Source organism: Ruthenibacterium lactatiformans, assembly GCF_000949455.1.
Lineage (GTDB): Bacteria > Bacillota > Clostridia > Oscillospirales > Ruminococcaceae > Ruthenibacterium > Ruthenibacterium lactatiformans.
This window is the reverse complement of record NZ_JXXK01000012.1, coordinates 1-20,649: the sequence shown is the minus strand read 5'-3', so window position 1 is coordinate 20,649 and position 20,649 is coordinate 1. Positions and strand designations below refer to the sequence as shown.

The following is a 20,649-nucleotide window of genomic DNA, read 5'->3' as shown; positions in this document are numbered from 1 at the left end:
GCCTGAATTCATATGGGATGTATTATTCCCGGCTTGCGGGACCGTGATTTGAAGAAAACAGGGATAAGCCGATACGGGTTTATTTCCACAGCGGAGATCCTGTTCAGCGATGCGGTTCGGAAGATCTGCGAAAACGATACCTGCCGCTTGTACGGAAGAACCTGGGCGTGCCCTCCCGCGGTTGGAACGGTTGAACAGTGCAGGCAGCGGTGCCTCCGGTATGAAAAGGCGATGGTTTTTGACGCCGTATATCCTTTGACAGACCCTTTTGATTACGAAGGAATGACCGAAGGACACGGGGCGTTTAAAAAGCTGTGTGACAGGCTGTATATCCTTGTGAAAAACCAGCTTTCTTCATTCCTTCTTTTGTCCAATGAAGGCTGTAACAGATGTGAAGCCTGCACCTATCCGGAGGGTGCATGCAGAATGCCGGAAATGCTGTTTCCCTCTTTGGAAGGCTTCGGGATCGATGTTGCAAGCCTGGCGGCAAAAGCCGGCCTGACCTATAACGGCGGAGAAAATACAGTGACTTACTTTGGGATGCTGCTGTATTGATCTGGCACGTTTTTGCTTTCCGTCCGCCGGATACAAAAAACCTCCTGCCGGGAATCCCCTCGTAAGGAAGTTCCTTAGAAAATGCATGAATCAATGAAGTCCGTACCCTTTTCAGGGTGCGGACTTCTACTTTGGACTGCAGTGCCGCAATCCGATGCTCGTTATACCTGTGGACACGCTCACACCAGCACAGTCGCCATATGCTGCTTTTTCGATAAACGGAAAATTGTCCTATTCAAGCCATTGAATAAAAGCGGTTTTATCACTGCTGTTATACCCGGCGCTTCTATAAAACTTAAGTATTGACTCTTCCTTTGAACCGGTGAGCAGCATCATTTTATAACAATTTTCCATTTTGGCAATTTCTTTGGCATAATTCAAACATTCTGTTGCATACCCTCTGCCGCGGCAGTCTTTTAAAGTAACAACATTTTCTATAAAGGCGTACGGCCGGACATTTCTTGTTAAATTAGGAATTATTACGCAAACACAAGAGGATACGATTTTATTATCAGCCTCATTCACTATAATGTGATGATTTTTATCTTTTATAATCGTTTCCCATGTCGTTTTTAAATGTTCCGTCCTTTCCGGTACAGACTTCTCGTGCAGATATAGATACAGATTTAACAATTTACTTAGCTCGTTTTCGTAAATTTCTCTAACCATACAGCACCTCTACAAAGTCTATACGTCCTTACAAAGTGTCCTCCCCCCGGCAGGAGTTTTTTTTGTAAGAAAGGCCTTTGCTGAGGGAAGGCAGCCCTCCCTCAAAAGACCATGTGCAGCGCGTTGGCAAGCACCTGTACGGATACGTCGGTGTGCTCACCGCCGTACTCGCCGTCCAGCGTCCACTTTGTGGGCGTGGGGAAATGCACCGTTACGCTGTCCGCATGCAGCAGATGGATCAGCTCGTTGTTGAAATCCCGGGCCAGCAGCTTGGAGACGATGGTGTTCGCTTCCGCCACGCTTGTGGGCGCTTTGATGAGCAGCACCTCGAATTCGCCGTCGTCCAGTGTGGCTTCCACGCTTTTGTCCAGCGAAAAGCCGCCGATGGACGTTGTGTTGGAAATGGAGCAGAACAAAAATTCCTCCTCGAACACCTGGTCTCCAACCTCCACGCGGGCAGGATATTTTTCCCCGATGGGCAGGCGTTTGACGCCTTCAATGATGTAGGCAAGGTGCCCCATGGCGTTTTTCATGTTCTGGGGCGTTTCGTAGGAAACAGCGGAAAAGGCGCCGAAGGCGGCCACATAGCAGAACAGCTCACCGCCGAAATCCCCTGCGTCGATGGCATGCGGCCGGCCGTTGACCACGGCGTCCGCCGCGTCCTCGGGCGTTTTGGGCAGGCCGAGAGAGGCGGCGAAATCGTTGGTGCTGCCGCTTGGAATATAGCCCAGCAGAGGCGGCTGCTCCAGGCGCAGCAGGCCGTTCACCGTATGGTGCAGCGTGCCGTCGCCGCCGCAGCATACCACAATGTCGTAGCCCGCGCTTTCGGCCCCGGCCAGAATGTCCTCTGCGTTCAGCCCGTCCAGAATGGGATATACGGTCGTCTCGCAGCCGCCTGTGCAGAATTTTTGCAGCAGCATGTCCAGGTTGCGGGAGGTTTGCGCGCGCCCCGCGCTGGGGTTATAAAGAAGCAAAAGCTTTTTGCGGTCCATCATAAAAAATACCTGCTTTCCGGAAGATGATGCGGGCCATTGTTAGGATTGCCCGCCGGCGGGGCCGCCACACGGCGCAGCTTTAACAAAATTTCGTCCGCTGAAATTTTGCATGGTTCAATGTTCTCAAGCCCATGCGCAAAAGCGCATCAGCGTACGAAGTGCGCGCAGCCGCGCAAGCGGCGGACTTAAAATTATTATACCACATCCGTCCGGTATGAATGTTACAAAACTGTGGCGGCCGCCGGCCCGCTCTGGCGCCGTTTTATATCCCGGCAGAGGGCTGCGCAGCTTCCTGCGCATGCAGAGCGTTCAGCGCGGCGCCTGCCCGCGCCGCCACCCAGAGCTGGGGCGCAAGCGCGCGGGCCTGCTCATACAGGAGAACGGCGCCGGCTGCATCGTTTTCCTCCAGAAGCAGTGCGCAGGCCAGATAATAGCTCGCCTGCGCCCGGAGGTAGCTGTTGGGAGCAAGCCCCAGCTCGGTGCGGAAATAGGCGGTGTGGCCGCCCGGCTCGCCCCGCTGCACGGCCATCATGTGCTCCAGGTCCAGCACCGCCTTGCTGAAATGCCCGAACAGCGCGTTGCCCGCCGGCAGCGTGCGCACTTCGTCACGCAGATATGCGAGCTGGCTGCGGGCCGCGGCGTAATCTTCCAGGCCGATGGCGATGCTGGCCTGGCGCGTATAAACGCTCAGGCGGAGCTGCTGCAGGTAGCTTTTGCTGCGGCGGGGCACGCGGTCCATCCCCATGCGGGACAGCGCCTCCAGCGCCTCGGGGCCGCGCCCCAGCGCCTGCAGGGCAAAGCTTTCATTCAATGCCAGGTTGGGCCGCGTGCTGCGGTTCTGCCAGCGTTGGCACCCGCGTATCTCGGCCAGAAACGCCGCGGCGTCGCAGCTCGTAAGAAAGCGCTGGTACGCCGCATTGAAGCGGCGCGTGCCCAGCACGCTGCAAATCACCGCCAGCAGCATCACACCCGCGAGCGTAAGCACCAGAAGCACGCCGAAAGCGGCCCAGTGCAAAAAAATACCGGCGATATAAAGTGAAAGCATCAGCAGACAGCCGATGGAATAGGCGGCCGTGTAGCGTCCGTAATAACCCATATACAAAATCAAACCTTTCTGCATGCGTGCGGATTTTGTCCTTTTGTGTTATTATAGTATAGCACACCGCGCGCCCCGGGCGGCGGTGTGGTTTTGTGAAAAATAGCCGCAGGCTGTTTTTTCGCCTTTCCGGCCGGTCTCTGGGCGGGAACGCCGGGATAGTTTTGCTGTGCAACAAGAAAATGGCCGTGGGCCGTTTTTACGGGCACAGGCGGGAAAGCGGCGGTCCGGGTGTGCGCACGCAGGGCGCGGCGCGGGAACAGGCGGACGCGGCCGAAAGGGAGAGACAGCAGATGAATGCAGATTTTTATTCCGAGAGCTTTACCGTAAAGGCGTATGAATGCGATGCCGAGGCCCGTATGACGCCGGGGGCCATCCTGCGGCGCGCCCAACAGATATCCACCGACCAGTGCGACCTGCTGGGCCTGACGAATGAGGTGTACGCGCGCACGCACACCGCGTTTTTGCTGGCGAAGCTGGCCGTGGAGTTTTATGCGCCCGTGCGCGCGGGGCAGTGCGTGACGCTGGCAACCAGGCCCAGCGCGCCCCAGCGCGCGGTGTATGGGCGCTACACCACACTGTGCGCGCAGGACGGCACGGTGCTGAGCGCAGTGGACAGCCGCTGGATCTTGGTGGATACACGGACGAAGCGCATCCTGCGCCGTCCGCCGGAGGACATGCCCATGCCGTTCGTCCAGCCGCCCGTATGCGAGCTGGATGTATCGCTGGTAAAAGGGGAGGCGCAGCCTGTGGCGGAGGAAACGGCCTTTTATACCCGCTGCGACCAGAACCGCCATATGAACAACACCTATTATGCGGATATCGTCTGCGACCATGTGCCTCTGGAGCGCATTGCCGCGCACGCGCCCGCGCGGCTCGCCGTCGTCTATCACAGTGAGGTGCCCATGGGCGCTTCCTTTACCCTGCTGCGCGCGCAGACAGGGGAGAACGGCTGGTATTTTGTAGGAACGGACGGGGAAAAGAAACACTTTGAGGCAAACCTGACGCTGACCGAGTGAGCGGGCGGCAGGCCTTCCCGGCGGCGGAACGCTTTTTCCGCAGCTGCTTTGCGGAGCGGCTGTGCCTTTTGCAGCGGGGAACGCCCTTTTTGGCAAATTTTCGCCTAAAAACATACCAAATGTGTAAGAATTGTAAAAGTTAAAAAATAGTTACAATTTTTTCGAAAAACCTATTGACAGGTGATGTCAAAAGGGTTACAATTTAGTTGCAAGAAAGTTACAAGGCTCTTGCAAGTGCACTTTTTCATCGGGTGCAGGCCCTCTCCTCCTATCGTTGTTTTGGCTAGAAAGCAGCGGTCCTGGGTGCTGCACCAACCTTTTCAAACTCCATTTCACAAGGCAAAACGGCCCCGTATGCTGCATACGGGGCCGTTTTGTACCATTTGCCCACAATTCCCCCGGAAATAGAGGTTATTTTCTGTGCGCAGGACGCGCACTTTTGTGAAAAAACCTTTGCGGCACGCGGCCCTGTGTGCTATTATAATGGGTAAACAATTAAAAAGAAAAGGAGATCACTATGGCCACTTACTTCACGGAACCCTCCCGCACGTTTGGCGAATATCTGCTGGTGCCCGGCTATTCGTCGTCCGAGTGCATCCCCTCCGCCGTCAGCCTGAAGACCCCGCTGGTGAAATACCGCAAGGGGCAGGAGGATTGCCCGCTTTCCATGAACATCCCCATGGTATCGGCCATCATGCAGTCTGTGTCCAACGACACCATGGCCATCGCGCTCGCCAAGGAGGGCGGCGTTTCGTTCATCTACGGCTCGCAGTCCGTGGAGGACGAGGCGGCGATGGTCGCGCGCGTCAAAAGCTACAAAAAGGGCTTTATCGTCAGCGATTCCAACGTGCGCCCTGACGCCACGCTGGCCGATATCCTGGCCCTGAAGGAAAAAACGGGCCACTCCACCGTGGCCGTAACCGACGACGGCACGGCCAACGGAAAGCTGCTGGGCATCGTGGCAAGCCGGGATTACCGCATCTCCCGCATGAGTACGGATCTGCCCGTGAGCGAGTTTATGACGCCGTTTGAAAAGCTTGTCGTGGCCGACGAGGACACCACCCTCAAGGAAGCGAACGACATCATCTGGGACAATAAAATCAACTCACTGCCCCTCATCGACAAGAACCAGCACCTGAAATGCATGGTGTTCCGCAAGGACTACGATTCCCACAAAGAGAACGTGAACGAGCTGCTGGACAAAAACAAGAGCTATATCGTGGGTGCGGGCATCAATACCCGCGATTACGCAGAGCGCGTGCCCGCGCTGGTGGAAGCGGGCGCGGACGTGCTGTGCATCGATTCCTCCGAGGGCTTTTCCGAGTGGCAGAGCCGCACCATCAGCTGGATCCGCGCCAAATACGGCGACAGCGTCAAGGTGGGCGCAGGCAATGTGGTGGACCGCGAGGGCTTCCGCTTTTTGGCACAGGCGGGCGCGGATTTCGTGAAGATCGGTATCGGCGGCGGTTCCATCTGCATCACCCGCGAGACCAAGGGCATCGGCCGCGGCCAGGCAACGGCTGTCATTGAAGTAGCCAAGGCCCGGGACGAGTATTTTAAGGAGACGGGCGTGTATGTGCCCATCTGCTCCGACGGCGGCATCGTGCACGATTACCACATCACGCTGGCGCTGGCCATGGGCGCGGACTTTGTGATGCTGGGCCGCTATTTCTCCCGCTTCGATGAAAGCCCCACGAACAAGCTGCGCATCAACGGCACATATGTGAAAGAGTATTGGGGCGAGGGCTCCAACCGCGCGCGCAACTGGCAGAGGTACGACCTGGGCGGCGCGGGCAAGCTGAGCTTTGAAGAGGGCGTGGACAGCTACGTGCCGTATGCCGGCGCACTGAAGGACGGCGTGTATGTAACGCTTTCCAAGGTGCGCAGCACCATGTGCAACTGCGGCGCGCTCACCATCCCCGAGCTGCAGGAGAAGGCGCGTCTGACCGTGGTCTCCTCCACCAGCATCGTAGAGGGCGGCAGCCACGACGTCATCCTGAAAAACAAGGCCACCAGTGTGACGGAATAAGTTTTCTTTTTAATTTTGATTTTTTGGCTGGAAGGGCTCCCCGCGCACCCGCGTTTGCGGCGTGCGCGGGGAGCTTTTTCTTTTGGCGCGTCCGCCTGCATTGACAGAGGCGGATGTGCTTGCTATTATTATGTCAGACGATATATCGCGACACATACGAATTGCGGAAGGGGGCGGCGCGCGATGTCCGGCGGACCAATGACGGAGGCCATGTATTATGTGCTGCTGGCGCTGCACCGTCCGGCGCACGGATATCAGCTGATGCAGCAGATCGCGCGGGCGTCCCGCGGGCGCGTGCAGATGGGCCCGGGCACGCTGTACGGTGTGCTGACGCGGATGGAAAAGGAAGGGCTGATCGTCCTGTCTGAAAACGACGGCCGCCGCAAGACCTATCTGCTCACAAACGCGGGGATGGAAGCCCTGCGCGCGGAATACAGCCGTCTGCGCGCCATGGTGCGCGACGGCGCATGGATCGGGGAGGGCGGAACGAATGAAAAAACGCAGCTATAAGCTGAGCCTGCCGCGCTGGGCCCTGGCCCAGCGGGAGAGCTGGTACGCCGAGCTTGCGGCGCGCGGCCTGCGGGTGCAGAAGGCGGGCGCAATGCTGACGCGTTTTGCCCCGGCTCCGCCCGCGCGCCTGCGCTACCGCTTCGAGGTCGGTTCCGATGAGGGCGGCCTGCCCGCGGGCCAGAAGGAATTTTATGAAGAATGCGGCTGGCAGTATGTGCTGAACGACAGGCCCCTGCATCTGTTCTGCGCGCCCGAACAGACGGACGCGCCGGACCTGCACACCGACCCCGCCGCGCTGGCCGATTCCCTCAAGACGCTGCGGGGTTCGATTCTGAGCCAGGCGCTGGGCACAGCGCTGTGGGCGCTGCTGATGTTCGCTCAGCTCACCTATCTGGGCAGGTATACGCTTGAGCTGGTTCTGGCAGACGCCGCCGCGCCGCTGGTTTGGGCCATTCTGGCGGTGACGCTGTTCCGGCTGGGCTGGGGCGTTTACAGCATGCTGGCGCTGATGCGCACCCGCCGCATGCTGCGCGCGGGCGCGATGCCCCGGCACGGCCCGGGCTGGCGGCGGGCGGCACTGGCCCACCGCGCCGCCTGCGCGCTGCTGGGCGCGGTGTATGCCGTTTGCCTGGCTGTGGGCCTGCTGGAGCTGGCGCGCTATGAAAAAACGCCGCTGCCGGAGACCGGCGCGGGCCTGCCGCTGCTGACGCTGGCCGAGGTGGAGGGGGCGGGCTACCGGCGCGCGGCAGAGGCTGCGCCCAATGTGCGGGACGACGTCAACCAGCTGGTGCAGACCTGGACGCCCGGCGCGCCGCTGGGCCTCTCCGCCTGGGAGGCGGGCTATGCCGACGGTACGCAGGACACCGTGTACCTGGTACAGCGCTACTGCCGTCTTTCAGGCGCGGGCGGTGCGAAGGCCTTCGGCCGGGGGCTGGCGCGCAGGCTGTGGCTGCTGGAGCCGGAGGAATACACGGTGCTGAAGGAAACGCCGGACACGCTGGTGCTGGCAAATTATGAGGACGGGCCGGGCTTCCACCAGACATTGCTGTTGGTGGTGGACGGGCCGGACGTTTTGTTCCTGCATTATTGGGGAGGCGGCGCGCGGAGCGCCGATGTGGGCGCCGCGGCGCAGGCGCGGTTTGCGGAATATACGGCCGCGGCGCGCGGGAGGTGAACCGCCGCAGCCCACAAAAGCGCCCGGTTTGTCTTGCGCTTTTCGACGGATATTGATATATTGATATCAGATATGCGCCGGATGTGCCGGCGGTGGGAGGACGGAATGAAAAAGCTGCTGAAATTTTTGTGCGGGCGTATTTTTATCACGGGTCTGCTGCTTTTGCTGCAGGCGGTATGGCTGGGCGTGTTTTTCTGGAAGCTCGCGGCCTATTCGGTGTGGCTGAACGCCGCGTTTACGCTCCTGAGCCTGCTGATCGTGCTGCATATCCTGTACCACGACGACGTTTCGGGCTTCAAGATCGGCTGGATCATCCTGATCCTGCAGCTGCCCGTGATGGGCGGCCTGCTGTACCTGCTGTTCGGCGGCAAGCTGCCCGCGCACCGGATGCGGCGCAGGCTGGCCGCGCAGCACGCGGAAACGGCGGCCGCGCTGGGGCAGGACGAGGCGGTGTTCGGGGCGCTGCGCGGGGACGACGCCCGTGCGGCGGCGCGCAGCCGGTACATTACCGCTACGGGCGGATATCCGGTCTGTATGGATTCGGACGTGAAATATTATCCTCTGGGCGAGGAGATGTACGCCGACATGCTGCGGGCGCTGGAAAGCGCCGAGCATTTCATTTTTTTGGAATACTTTATCATACAGCCCGGCAAAATGTGGGACGGCATTGCGGAGATCCTCAAGCGCAAGGCGGCCCAGGGCGTGGACGTGCGCCTCATATGCGACGATATGGGCAGCCTGTTCCTGCTGCCCCAGGGCTTTGCCCGCGAAATGGAGCGCAGCGGCGTCAAGACGCTGATGTTCAACCCCTTTATACCGGTGCTTTCTCTGGCGATGAACAACCGCGACCACCGCAAGATCATGGACGTGGACGGGCACACGGTGTTCACGGGAGGCGTTAACCTTTCGGATGAATACATCAACGCCGTGGAGCTGCACGGCCATTGGAAGGATACGGGCGTGCGTGTGACGGGCGAAGCCGCGTGGAATTTTACAGCCATGTTCCTGGAGTTCTGGCACGCCTACCGCCCGGAATCCGCGAACGAGCCGCTGGACGCGTTTCGCCCCCATGCTTACCATCCCGCGCCGTTTGCGGGCGAGGGATGGGTGCAGCCGTTCAGCGATTCGCCTCTGGACGGCGAGGCCGTGAGCGCGGGCGTTTACATTGATATTCTGGCGCAGGCCCGGGACTATGTGTATATTTTTACGCCCTACCTTATCATCGACGACGTGATGCAGGCGGCGCTGTGCGCGGCGGCAAAGCGGGGCGTGGACGTGCGCATCGTCACGCCGGGCGTGCCGGACAAAAAAGTCGTATACCGCCTTACGCGCTCCTATTACGCGCCGCTGCTGCGCGCAGGCGTGCGCATCTACGAATATACGCCGGGCTTCATCCATGCCAAAAGCTACCTTTCAGACGACACCACGGGTGTGGTGGGCACCATCAACATGGATTACCGAAGCCTGTACCTGCATTTTGAATGCGGTACCTACCTGTACCGCACCCCGGCGCTGCAGGCGCTGAAGGCCGACGTGATGGACACGCTGGCAAAAAGCCGGGAGATTTCGCCGGCGGACTGCCGCCGCCATTTCTGGAGCCGTATGCTGGACGCGGTGCTGCGCATCGCGGCCCCGCTTTGCTGAGAAAAGGCCCTTACAAACGCGCCCCGCTTCCGGATAAAACCGGCGGCGGGGCGCGTTTGTATGCTCCGCATGTTTTTGTCCGCCGCCATCTTGCACAAACGTAAGGTTGCGCGCGTGGAATGAAAGGCAGTTCGATGGCAGCGCCGGCCTTTCCTTTTTATAATAAAGGTACAAAGCCGGAGGATGCGGCCGGAAGGGGAAAGGCAGGTGCGCGATGATGCGCGGAAAAATCAAGCGGGCGCTGGCGGGGCTCTTTGTCCTGCTGCTTGCGCTTTGCCTCAGTGCGGGGCTGTACGTGGGGCTGAAGGGCTATGGCATGTACCGGGAGGCTCTGGAGCAAAAGCCGCTGGCGGAAATGGCGGAGCAGGTGCGCGCCCAGCCGGATTTTACGCCTCTGGACGAGCTGCCCCGGCTGTACCGGGACGCTGTGGTGGCGGTGGAGGACCACCGTTTTTATTCCCATGGCGGCGTGGATTTTATTGCGCTGTGCCGTGCGCTGTGGAACGATGTGTGCGCGGGCGCTTTTGTGGAGGGTGGCAGCACCATCACCCAGCAGCTTGCCAAAAACCTGTATTTCACACAGGAGAAGGTGCTCACGCGCAAGGCGGCCGAGGCGTTCATGGCATGGGCCATCGAGAAGCAGTATACCAAGGACGAGATCCTGGAGCTGTATGTGAATTCCATCTATTTCGGCAGCGGATACTATAATGTGCGCCAGGCAAGCGAGGGGTATTTCGGCAAAGCCCCCGCGCAGATGACGCCCTACGAATGCACTCTGCTGGCGGGCGTGCCCAACGCACCCTCCGCCTACGACCCGGCGCAGAACCCCGGGCTGGCACGGCAGCGCCAGAAAAAGGTGGTGGAGCAGATGGTGGAGCGGGGCTGTCTGAGCGCCGCCCAGGCCCGGGAGGCGCTGACGCCGGGCTGAGTACGGGAAAGCCCGCCGGGGCGGCAGAGCCGGCGAAACGGCGCGCATCCCGCCGGCGGGCTTTTTTGCTCCGCGGGGCGCGCCGCTTTTCGCGCCGTGCAAAGCATTCCTTCCGCTTTTCCCGCATAGGAATAAGCAGAGGGAGTGAATGCCATGGAGAGCGTCATCACCGGCCTTGTCAGCCGGTTCGGCTATTGGGGCGTGCTGCTGCTGATTGCCGTGGAGAACATTTTTCCGCCGATCCCCAGTGAGGTGATCCTCACCTTCGGCGGCTTTTTAACGACCTGTACGGAGATGACGCCCCCCGGCGTCATTCTGTTTTCCACGCTGGGCAGCGTGGCGGGGGCCATCGTGCTGTACGGCGTGGGGCGGCTTCTGGCCCCGCAGCGGCTGGAGGCGCTGCTTTCGGGCCGGGTTGGGCGCGTGCTGAAAATGGAGAGCGCCGACGTGCACAAGGCGTCGGACTGGTTTGCGGCCCACGGCTGGCCCAGTGTGTTTTACTGCCGCTGCATCCCCATCCTGCGCAGCCTCATCTCCATCCCGGCGGGCATGGCGGGCATGCATCCGGCGCCGTTTTTGCTGCTCACCACCGTGGGCAGCCTGCTGTGGAATATCCTGCTGGTCTATCTGGGCGCGCTGGCCGGGCAAAGCTGGCCTGCCGTTACGGCCGCGCTGGAGCAGGCCTCGGGCTGGGTAAAGGCCGTGCTGGTGGTGGCGTGCGCGGCGGGCGTTTCGGCCCTGTTTTACGGGCGGCGCAAAAAACGGGAGGCGGCGCGGCAATGCGCTGTGCCGGAGCGGGAAGAAACGCAGAAAGAAAAATAAGCAGTGGGCGGCCTTCCCGGAAGGCCGCCCACTTGGCTTCTGAGGCAATACCGCACAATTCACGGCTGATGCCTTAAGCGTCGCCTCGCTTGCAGATTTTCCGGCAACTGTCACAAAAAATCTGCCGGTGCGATTCGACACTTAGAATTGTACGGTATTGCCCTAACGCTTTTTGCATTGCGCTTGTTTGGAAAAATACTCGTCGGCCAATATGCTGTACACGGCCGCGTCTACCACGCCTTTGTTGCTGATATCCGCCTGACGGAGCGTACCCTCATATTTCAGGCCGCATTTTGTCATGACCTTGCCGGAATTCGGGTTGCGGGGGTCGTGCTGCGATTCGATCCGGTTGGCTTTCACCTGCTCGAATAAAAATGGGATGATGCCCGAAAACGCCTCCGAGGTGATGCCCTGGTTCCACCAGCGGCTGCCGATGCAATATCCGATATGCAATATATTCAATGCGTCGTTCCGGTCAACAACGCTGATCGTACCGACGGGCCCATTTCCGTTGTTTTTCAAAACGATCGCCCATTGGTAGAAGTCGTCCCGGGCGTAACCGTCCACCCACATTTGGATGATCTTCTTTGTCGTATTGACCGTATCGTGTGCGGGCCAGCGCAAAAACTCCGTTACCCGTTTGTCACTGGTCCAGTTTTGAAAAGCCGCCCCGCTGTCGTCCAGCCGGAACCTTCTCAAGATAAGCCTGTCTGTTTCGAGCCGGACCGTTCCTTTGTGCTGCATGGTTTTACCCTCCTGTTCGGGAGCTCACGCGTGCCCGCGCGAGCCGCTGTGCTCCGGTTTCTTCTCTGAAACAATATGTTTTTTCTTTGCCGCAAGGTCGGCGATAAAAAGCGCGGCGGCGGATATCAGCAGGAGAAAAATGGCCAGCATATCCCACACGTCGATCACCGGCAGAAAGAAGAGCTTTGAAAGGACGAGGTTGATCAAAAGGCATGTGGGGACGGCCAACAGCAACGAGGCGGCGGCCGCGAGCCGTTTTCTGGTTTTTAATCGTTTGAACAGCGCGAAAACGCTCCAAAGAAAAACAACGGAGAGAGCGGCCGTTGGGGCGCCGGCCGCCAGGATATTACCATTGCTTTTGAGCAGACGGCTCAGCACATACAAAAAAGGGAGAATGAAAACGCTGAGTGCAAGCAGCGCGCCGAACAGGCCTTTTTTACCGGCTTTCAGGACGGGGAAGAACACAAGCCAGGCGAAAGCCATAGAGACAATGGGAAAAGGCGCCCAGGTGAGTTTGCCGGAAACCGCCGTGTTGATAACGGCGCATGCGGCGCTGCTGGCCAACAGCAGCAGAGAAAATGCAACGGCGCACCGGCTGCGCATCGTACCTGCCGCGGCTTCTGCTTCGCTGTCCGCATATTGCAGGGCATTCTCCCTGCCTGCCGCCGGGCCTTCGGGTTCTGTATTGCTCTGCTCACCGTTCAGCAATTCATGGATGGTTACGCCGAGTATGTCTGCAACGGAGGGTAAAAGGGAGATATCGGGGCAGCTTATTCCGCGCTCCCATTTTGAGACCGCTTTGTCCGTAATATTCAGCATGCGTGCGAAATCTTTTTGCGTCATATGTTTGTCTTTTCTGCGCTCAGCAATAAACCGTCCCATTTTTTCGGTGTCCATGATGCAGCGCCTCCTTATTGGGATAATTATATTGCACGGCAGGGGATATTACAATCGACTGTTGGTCGAATGCAGTGGGATGACCCGGAAGCAGGCCGTAAGCGCTTGGGCCCGTTGCAAAAGCAGTGCCTTTTTAATATGCGTCCCTATATGTGTCCGCCCGCTGCAAAACTTTCTTTTCAGATCGGCGTTGCTGAAAGCCGCTTCGTCAAACCGTTCGTCAAAATATCCCAAACGGGCAGTTGCCGGTTGATGGACGGCTGCCCGATAAATCTGGATTTATCTATCCGATTCTCTGAAACCCCTTGATTTTCCTGCATTTTCCGCAGGTCTGCTACCATAAAAAGCTCCGTTTTCCCTTGTTTTTGCCCTTGTGGGACAAAACAAGGGAAACTTTTTATCAGTCGCCTACTACCTTATCCAGCAAGCGGGCTGATGAGCGTTTCGCTTCCCTTGTCGAGTGAGCGTAGATGTTCATGGTGGTACTGACGTCGGCGTGTCCCAAAAGCTCCTGCACGTCCTTCGGCGCTGCCCCGTTGGAGAGCAGGTTGCTGGTGAACGTGTGGCGAAGCTGATGGAAGTGGAAGCCCTCAAGCCCCGGAATCTTCTTTGAGGCTGTCCGGCAGGCAATGCCGACCGTGCTGGACGATTCAAAGCACCCGTCCGGGCGGAGACAAACGAAGTCGATCTCCCGGTAGTCCACCGGCACTTCCTCCGACCTTTGCAGACTGTACAGCTCATAGTAGCTGCGGCCTTTTTCCTGCACCTGCTTATAGTAGTTCAGGCTGTATAGCTCGCCGTACTTGAAGCGGTTTTTGTGCTGCTCGGTCCTGGCTGCCTTGAGGATCGTCGCCAGCGTGTCACAGAAGTCTACCGTGCGGATTTTGCTCCGCTTGGTGGTGCCGACCTCCGTCTTGTGCCTTGCCCCGTTGTAGCGCATACTGCGCCGCACCGTGATGGTCTGCTCCTTGAGGTCAATGTCCTGCCATGTGAGGGCGCAGACCTCGCCGATCCGAAGCCCGGTGTAGTAGGCGATCTGAATGGGCAGGAGCGCCGGGTTATCCTTCTTTTTCAGATAGTCCGTCAGGGTCTTGAACTGATCATAGGAAATCGTCGGGACTGTCAGCCCGTCCTCGCTGTCCTCATTGAACAGCTCGTAGCATTCCTGCTTCTGCCTGATCTTGATATACTGCATGGGGTTAAAGGTAATGAGCCGCTTGGGGAAGACCGCAAACCGGAACGCTCCCTGCATCACCGCCGAGAACTGCCGCATATAGCCCTTGCTGATGGGCTTGACCTTCGTTCCGTCGGCATTGGTGCCTCCGAAGGACAGGAGATCGAAGAACATCTGCAAATGCTCCGAGGTCACGGTTTTGAGCTTCCGGCTGCCGATGGGGAATTGCTTGATGCGCCCCACAGCGCCCTGATAGGCCATCACCGTGCCGTTGGAGAGATTGCCGGGCTTGACTTCTTCCTCAATCCACATATCCAGCAGATCGCCCACCGTGACATTTTCGGACCTGGCAACGAACTTCTTTGCCTCGTAGTCCTCCATCGCCTTTCGGAGCAGGGCTTCCGTCTCGGACTTGCTTTCTGTTCCGGCGTATTCCTTCTGCACCAGATTTCCGCTCTCGTTTTCCACGTAGAAGCGGTAGTACCACTTTTTGCCTTTCTTTCTGACAGATCCTTTTGCCATAAATACTTTTCTCCTTTCCGTATCCGTGGCAATCGGGTCTGTGACATATGGTTGTGCGTAAAAGTAATCGCTGTGCGATAACTTTACCATATCCGCCGGTCTTTATGACCGGCTTTTTTCGTTCCCGTATTCGTTTTTCAAGGTGCCACGGTACTTATGTACCTTCATGCTCCGCTATCTCTGCGGATGCTTCTCTGAACTTTCTCTGTGCTTCCTCTACCATGCCGAACTGTTCCTGAAGCCTGGTCTTTGTCCGCCCTTCATCGTAAAGGTGGAGGATACCGTCCAGATATTGCTTCATGTCCTCTATGGGCTCCGCCATTTCCTTCCGGTAGACCTGCTCCGTGATGGATCCGATGTTGATGGCGTATCTGCCGATAGATTCTTTAAGCCCCTCGTCCTCTGCCACAGCGTCGATCTTTGTCATGGAAAGCGCCCAATACTTGGCAAGGACAGCATACAGATCAACAAGCTGTCCAAGGAAGGTGGTTAAAAGCTGCTGGTGCGGTTCTCCCTTTACGGAGGCTGTCAATGTTTCCAGATAGTCCTTTACATGCTTTTCCAGATCCATCTGGCAGACGGTATAGCTATTGTATTCCTTATCTTCGGATAGTCCTGTCAGCCATTCTGAGGTAGTGAGCAAAGCGTGAGCCAGCCCGTCTATGATCATGGTGCGCTTCGGATCGACCCCGTCTGCCTCATATCTCTGGATGGTGGACTTGTTGACCCCGAGCCGCTTTCCCAACTCCGGCATGGAGAGCTTCAGCTCTGTCCGGCGTTCACGGATACGCTCACCGACCTGTTTTGGGCCGAACGATTTCTTTTCCTTCAAGGCTTTCACCTCCTAACGAGTCTACTATACCACAGATGATTTTAATTTGCAACACCATTTTGCATATCTATTTGTAAAATAACTTTGAATGACGCCAAAACAGGTTGACAAACGATAGCAGAATAAGTATAATGGCGGAGCGATGGTTGCAAAATGAGTATTTACGAAAGGAGGTAATATTATGACGAACATCAAAATGGGACTGACCATCGAAGAAGCCGCCGAAATGTCCGGAATTGGACGGAACACCATGCGCAAGCTGGTGGACTGGGGCAAGCTGCCCGTGCTCAAAGTGGGACGAAAGACGATCATCCGAAGGGATGCGCTGGAGAACTTCATGACCGTCAATCAAGGGAGAAACCTTCTCAATCAGGCAGACGTCCGGGAGGTGCGCTAAGGATGGATTCAGCAGGTAAAAGGCCTCGCCGTTTGAGAGCGAAATACACCCCTCGCACAAATCTGGCGATTTGTACAAGGGGTATTTCGCTCCTGCGGAGGGCCTGCGTCTCTGTCCTGGCGTTAACGGACAGAGGCGCAGCCGGAAACCGCCCGGCGCTTTCCGGTGTTGTCCCACCGCTGCGGCGGCGTGACAACATACGGGGAGACGAAAGGCGAAAGAACGGAGGTGAACGATGGCACGGCACAGCTTTATCCAGATGTCGAAGCTGTCCAATGTCAAGGGAAGAATATCGTATATCTCAGACCCCAAGCGGCAGGAATACCTCTACGCCACCTTCTCCACAAGGGAAGATATGACCTTCTGGAACGATCTGGCGAAGGAGTGTCAGGAAGAATTCAAACGCTTCGGGACAGAGGGAAAATGTATCGAGGCGCGGGAATTAATCATTGCTCTGCCGGAGGAATACACGAAGTTTGATCCCAACCAGGTGCTGCGGGAGTTCACGGAGCAGTTCAAGAAGCGGTACGACGTGGAATGTGTCTCGGCGCTCCACCACAACAAGACGAAGAAAAACTATCATATCCATCTGATCTTTTCAGAGCGGCGCTTGCTGCCAGAGCCGGAGGTCAAGATCGCCACCCGCAGCGTGTTCTATGATGAACTCGGCAAGCGGGTACGGACAAAGAAGGAGATCACCGGTGAGGATGGCCAAATTCGTGAGGGCTGTATCGTCATCAAGAAAGGCGAGGCCTACGAAAAACACCTGTTCACGGCAAAGGACGAGGTATTCAAGAATGAGCTTTTCTTGGATGAAGCCAAGCAGTTCTACACCGCTCTGATCAACCGCCACATTCACGACCCGGAGAGGCGGCTAAAGGTCTTTGACCCGAACAGCGTCTACCTCCCCACCAAGAAGATCGGGAAGAACAATCCGAAAGAGGCTGAGATCGAGGCGGATAATGCCGCACGGCAGGACTGGAACAGGACGGCGGATATGGCGCTGGTATCCGGGATCGAAGAATCCAAGATCATAGAGATCAGAAATGAACACGTCTACGACGAGGCCACCCGGTCCGTACAGAAGCACGGCTGGCTGCCGGGACTGTTCCGGGGTATCATCCAAAAGGCCAAGGAAATCCTACAGGTATTGATTCGGGAGACAGAGATCCCGCCCAAGCCTACGCTGTCAGTTGATATGGCGGAATACCGCACCATGCAGAAGCTGATGGTCAAGGTACAGGACGAAGCCAGGGCCATCAAGCAACTCATGCACGGGGAGCTTCCAAAGTTGGAAAAGCAGCTTGCCGAGACGACCGGGCTTTTCAGGGGCAAAGAGCGTAAGGCCTTACAGGAAAAGATTTCAGGTGTACAACAGGAAATTGACCGTCGGATGGACCTGTTGCCCGGTATCCTCAAAGAGGACGGTTACCCCGACGTACAGGCGTTCAAGAGGACGTATGACGACGCCACCGCCCTTGTGGAGCAGTACAACCGTGACCTGGCCGCATGGGAGCGGCAAGTCCACGGAGGGCAGCAGCCCCAGCAGAAACCGCCTGAAAAGGAGAGCATCCGAAAGAAGCTCCGGGATATGGAGGCGGAGGCCAAACGCCGGAATGACGCACGGCGGCAGCAGACACGACCCCGCAGCCATGATTATGACAGAGGACGCTAAGACAGAAGAATACACCGCAGGAGGCTCCTGCGGTTCATACATAGAAACGCCCTGCAAGTTTGAGGCTTGCAGGGCGTCGATATAAACTGAGGGTATGTTTTTATGCTGTCTCTCCGACAAGAAGCTTTAGGTCTTCGTCCACAGTGCCGATACCGGCGATGCCGAAGTTCTCGACCAGAACTTTCGCCACATTGGGAGAGAGGAAGCCCGGAAGCGTCGGGCCGAGATGAATGTTCTTCACGCCGAGGTAAAGAAGAGCGAGAAGCACGATGACCGCCTTTTGCTCATACCACGCAATGTTGAAGGCAATCGGCAGATCGTTGATATCGTCCAGCCCGAAGACTTCCTTCAATTTCAAGGCAATCAGAGCCAGCGAATAAGAGTCATTGCACTGCCCGGCATCAAGTACGCGAGGGATACCACCGATATCGCCCAGAGCAAGCTTGTTGTACTTGTACTTGGCACAGCCTGCGGTCAGAATTACCACATCATTCGGCAGCTTTTTGGCAAACTCGGTATAGTAGTCGCGGCTCTTCATCCTGCCGTCACAACCGCCCATGACAACGAACTTTCGAATCGCTCCGGACTTCACTGCATCGACCACCTTGTCCGCCAGCGCGAATACCTGCTCGTGCGCAAAACCGCCGATGATGCTTCCGGTTTCGATCTCCTGCGGCGGAGCGCAGGTCTTGGCCTGCGCGATGATGTCGGAGAAATCCTTGACAGCGCCGTATTCTCCTTCAATATGGCGGCATCCCGGATAACCTGCGGCACCGGTTGTCCACAGCCTCTCCTTGTAGGAATCCGCAGGCGGCACGATGCAGTTTGTGGTCATGAGGATCGGGCCATTGAAGGTGGCAAACTCCTCCTTCTGCTTCCACCATGCGTTGCCATAGTTGCCTACGAAGTTGTCATACTTCTTGAAGGCCGGATAATAGTGCGCAGGAAGCATCTCGGAATGGGTATAAACATCCACGCCTGTACCTTTGGTCTGCTCCAGAAGCTGCTCCAGATCTTTCAGGTCATGTCCCGAAACCAGAATGCCGGGGTTGTTCCTCACGCCGATATTCACTTCGGTGATTTCCGGATTTCCATAAGCGCCCGTATTCGCCCCGTCAAGAAGCGCCATGCCGTCCACTCCGTATTTTCCCGTCTCCAGTGTGAGAGCCACGAGGTCATCCAAGCCGAGGCTGTCGTCCAGAAGCTTGGCAAGTGCGCTCTGGATAAATGCGTCCACCTCTTCATTATCTTGCATCAGGGCATTGGCGTGCTTGGAATAAGCAGCAAGACCTTTCAGTCCATATGTAATCATTTCGCGCAGGGAACGTACATCCTCGTTCTCCGTCGCAAGAACGCCCACCTCATCCGAATCTGCCTTCGAGTCAAACTCGTTCTCATTTCCGTTCCAGACAGCCGCTTCCGGAAGACCTGTCGGGTCGACAAGTTTCGCACGCAGCTCCTCTTTGACTGCAAGCGTTTCCTTGATGCGTGCGATGATGGCATCACGGTCGAAGTTGGCGTTTGTGATCGTCGCGAAAAGATTGACTGTCACAAGATGATTGACATCTTTGCCAACCTCTTTTCCTTCCTCGCGCAGCATTGTGGTGACACAGGAGAGCCCTTTGGTCACATAGACCAGAAGATCCAGCATTCCGGATAGCTCCGGTCTCTTTCCACATACACCGACCTTTGTGCATCCGGTGCCCCTCGCTGTCTCCTGACACTGATAACAAAACATCTCACATTTCTCCATTGTTTTTTCTCCTTCCCTTTTTGGCAATTCATTTAGTCGACTTTTACAAACATATCTTTTCCCACACCACAGATCGGGCACACCCAATCATCGGGAATGTCTTCAAATGCTGTTCCCGGAGCTATTCCACCTTCCGGATCGCCGATCGCCGGATCGTAGATATATCCGCAGGGCTCACATAGGTACTTGTCCATTTCGTTTTCTCCTTTCATTTAATCAAGAATTCTTCCGTCGCGGGAAATCGTCACAATCTGCCACAGGATGAACTTGCCGCTTGCTTGAAGCGCATTTTTTGCCCCCATTTCGAGGCCTCCGCAGCAGGGCACCTCCATGCGCACGATGGTTACACCCTTGTCAGATCTTCGCTTTCTTCGTTTTTATGATTCTAGGGTCAACAGCAGTGCCATCTTAAACCGCTTGGCTGCCTTGACGCTGTGAATTCCTGCTTTGGCAAAACGGAAATTCTCACCGGCTTTGATGGGATGTTCTTTTCCTTCGTAGCCAATCACGCCCTCGCCATCCAACACGAAGATGAGCGCTTCGCCCGGAGCGGCGTGTTCGGACAATTCGGTGCCCGCATCAAAGGCCATGATAACAAACTTCATCTTGTCGTTATGCACGACATCCATGTTGACGATCTTGCCGTCCTGATAGGGGACAATTTCTGCCAGTCTGAAAACTTCACCCGCCTTGATTGCCTCGTTCATGATATCTCTCCTCCTGATCGAAACTTCTGTATAAACAGCACCTTCCGCTGTTCGTATTCCCATCGGTGTATCCGTTAGGGTTATAATGCTGTCGCTGGTATGGAGGTTCCGCCTAAAGCCGTCTGCCCCGTAAATCTCTATGACGCCTTCCGCCATAATAATCAGTTTGTGATACGGATAAATCTCTGCGCTGATATCCGTATTCCTGGACAAGGAAAAGCAAATGATGTCGTTTGCTCCGTCATGCACGGCTTTGGAGATCGTGCAGCCGGGAATCGCCGGATTGTCCATTGCGATGAAGAATACTTCTCCGACCTTCTCCTTCATCATCATGTTCTTTTGATCGTAAAGCGGGCATCGTCCCGACTGTCAAGCGCAAAAGGAGTGCCCTCCAACATGCCGCGCATCACGCAGTCTCGGAGCTCGTAGTAGATATTCGTCTCTCCGTTCCAGTACTGTGCGTGAATATCCTGCGTCATTTGCCAAGAGACTTCATCATCGGATTCT

21 protein-coding genes and 1 pseudogene are annotated in these 20,649 nt (G+C 56.9%); 10 read left to right on the top strand and 12 right to left on the bottom strand.

The genetic code is table 11. The features are described 5' to 3' along the window. The first annotated feature begins 12 nt into the window (after window positions 1-12). Window positions 13-555: a DUF2284 domain-containing protein gene (locus tag TQ39_RS09670; protein ID WP_050005389.1), complete on the top strand. Its 543-nt coding sequence runs from the start codon at window positions 13-15 to the stop codon at window positions 553-555. A 231-nt stretch (window positions 556-786) separates the two neighbouring features. Here TQ39_RS09670 and TQ39_RS09665 read toward each other — a convergent pair whose 3' ends face one another. From TQ39_RS09665 to TQ39_RS09655, 3 genes are all read right to left on the bottom strand, one after another. Continuing rightward, entirely contained in the window at window positions 787-1,224 is a 438-nt protein-coding gene (locus TQ39_RS09665; RefSeq protein ID WP_050005388.1) for a GNAT family N-acetyltransferase, read from the bottom strand. Between the two features lie 101 nt (window positions 1,225-1,325). After that, entirely contained in the window at window positions 1,326-2,219 is an 894-nt protein-coding gene (locus TQ39_RS09660) for a diacylglycerol/lipid kinase family protein (protein ID WP_009322552.1), read from the bottom strand. Window positions 2,220-2,481: 262 nt separating this feature from the next. Beyond that, entirely contained in the window at window positions 2,482-3,339 is an 858-nt protein-coding gene (locus TQ39_RS09655; protein WP_050005387.1) for a hypothetical protein, read from the bottom strand. Window positions 3,340-3,410: 71 nt separating this feature from the next. Here TQ39_RS09655 and TQ39_RS09650 point away from each other — a divergent pair, with 71 nt between their 5' ends. From TQ39_RS09650 to TQ39_RS09620, 7 genes are all read left to right on the top strand, one after another. Next, a complete protein-coding gene (locus TQ39_RS09650; protein WP_009322554.1) occupies window positions 3,411-4,334 on the top strand; it encodes an acyl-[acyl-carrier-protein] thioesterase in 924 nt (307 codons plus the stop codon). Window positions 4,335-4,851: 517 nt separating this feature from the next. After that, on the top strand, window positions 4,852-6,363 hold the full coding sequence (locus TQ39_RS09645; protein ID WP_009322555.1) for an IMP dehydrogenase: 1,512 nt from the start codon (window positions 4,852-4,854) through the stop codon (window positions 6,361-6,363). A gap of 183 nt (window positions 6,364-6,546) precedes the next feature. Then, entirely contained in the window at window positions 6,547-6,873 is a 327-nt protein-coding gene (locus tag TQ39_RS09640) for a PadR family transcriptional regulator (RefSeq protein ID WP_009322556.1), read from the top strand. Then, a complete protein-coding gene (locus TQ39_RS09635; protein ID WP_050005386.1) occupies window positions 6,854-8,047 on the top strand; it encodes a DUF2812 domain-containing protein in 1,194 nt (397 codons plus the stop codon). Before TQ39_RS09640 ends, TQ39_RS09635 begins: the two co-directional genes overlap by 20 nt. 105 nt (window positions 8,048-8,152) lie before the next feature. After that, complete coding sequence (gene cls / locus TQ39_RS09630) at window positions 8,153-9,691, top strand: cardiolipin synthase (protein WP_050005385.1); 1,539 nt, start codon at window positions 8,153-8,155, stop codon at window positions 9,689-9,691. Between the two features lie 214 nt (window positions 9,692-9,905). Next, window positions 9,906-10,619: a transglycosylase domain-containing protein gene (locus TQ39_RS09625; RefSeq protein ID WP_050005384.1), complete on the top strand. Its 714-nt coding sequence runs from the start codon at window positions 9,906-9,908 to the stop codon at window positions 10,617-10,619. Between the two features lie 153 nt (window positions 10,620-10,772). Further along, window positions 10,773-11,441: a DedA family protein gene (locus tag TQ39_RS09620; protein WP_009322561.1), complete on the top strand. Its 669-nt coding sequence runs from the start codon at window positions 10,773-10,775 to the stop codon at window positions 11,439-11,441. Window positions 11,442-11,603: 162 nt separating this feature from the next. Here TQ39_RS09620 and TQ39_RS09615 read toward each other — a convergent pair whose 3' ends face one another. The 5 genes from TQ39_RS09615 to TQ39_RS09600 all read right to left on the bottom strand — a co-directional run bounded on the left by TQ39_RS09615 (window position 11,604) and on the right by TQ39_RS09600 (window position 15,619). Further along, entirely contained in the window at window positions 11,604-12,185 is a 582-nt protein-coding gene (locus TQ39_RS09615) for a GNAT family N-acetyltransferase (protein ID WP_050005383.1), read from the bottom strand. A 24-nt stretch (window positions 12,186-12,209) separates the two neighbouring features. Further along, on the bottom strand, window positions 12,210-13,082 hold the full coding sequence (locus TQ39_RS09610) for a helix-turn-helix domain-containing protein (protein ID WP_050005382.1): 873 nt from the start codon (window positions 13,080-13,082) through the stop codon (window positions 12,210-12,212). Window positions 13,083-13,261: 179 nt separating this feature from the next. Beyond that, complete coding sequence (locus TQ39_RS20850) at window positions 13,262-13,423, bottom strand: hypothetical protein (protein ID WP_156146261.1); 162 nt, start codon at window positions 13,421-13,423, stop codon at window positions 13,262-13,264. Window positions 13,424-13,482: 59 nt separating this feature from the next. Beyond that, a complete protein-coding gene (locus tag TQ39_RS09605) occupies window positions 13,483-14,778 on the bottom strand; it encodes a tyrosine-type recombinase/integrase (RefSeq protein WP_050005381.1) in 1,296 nt (431 codons plus the stop codon). 154 nt (window positions 14,779-14,932) lie between these two features. Further along, on the bottom strand, window positions 14,933-15,619 hold the full coding sequence (locus TQ39_RS09600; protein WP_431602912.1) for a helix-turn-helix domain-containing protein: 687 nt from the start codon (window positions 15,617-15,619) through the stop codon (window positions 14,933-14,935). A 172-nt stretch (window positions 15,620-15,791) separates the two neighbouring features. Between TQ39_RS09600 and TQ39_RS09595 the strand changes: the two genes are divergently transcribed. Both TQ39_RS09595 and TQ39_RS09590 read left to right on the top strand, forming a co-directional pair. Continuing rightward, complete coding sequence (locus tag TQ39_RS09595) at window positions 15,792-16,007, top strand: helix-turn-helix domain-containing protein (RefSeq protein ID WP_050005379.1); 216 nt, start codon at window positions 15,792-15,794, stop codon at window positions 16,005-16,007. Between the two features lie 235 nt (window positions 16,008-16,242). Then, the gene (locus TQ39_RS09590) at window positions 16,243-17,682 is read left to right on the top strand and encodes a MobA/MobL family protein (protein WP_050005378.1); all 1,440 of its coding nucleotides are present in this window, start codon (window positions 16,243-16,245) and stop codon (window positions 17,680-17,682) included. Between the two features lie 100 nt (window positions 17,683-17,782). On the opposite strand, the gene hcp is transcribed toward TQ39_RS09590, so the two are convergent. The 4 genes and pseudogenes from hcp to TQ39_RS09575 form a co-directional block, all read right to left on the bottom strand. After that, window positions 17,783-19,435 carry a hydroxylamine reductase gene (gene hcp, locus TQ39_RS09585; protein WP_050005377.1) on the bottom strand — a complete coding sequence of 551 codons (1,653 nt, stop codon included), beginning with the start codon at window positions 19,433-19,435 and terminating at the stop codon, window positions 17,783-17,785. 32 nt (window positions 19,436-19,467) lie between these two features. Beyond that, window positions 19,468-19,629 carry a rubredoxin gene (rd, locus tag TQ39_RS09580; protein WP_003508637.1) on the bottom strand — a complete coding sequence of 54 codons (162 nt, stop codon included), beginning with the start codon at window positions 19,627-19,629 and terminating at the stop codon, window positions 19,468-19,470. An 18-nt stretch (window positions 19,630-19,647) separates the two neighbouring features. After that, window positions 19,648-19,788, bottom strand: a pseudogene (locus tag TQ39_RS20265) (ferredoxin); the annotation flags it as partial. A gap of 24 nt (window positions 19,789-19,812) precedes the next feature. Beyond that, a complete protein-coding gene (locus tag TQ39_RS09575) occupies window positions 19,813-20,475 on the bottom strand; it encodes a cupin domain-containing protein (protein ID WP_338092824.1) in 663 nt (220 codons plus the stop codon). Window positions 20,476-20,649 lie beyond the last annotated feature (174 nt).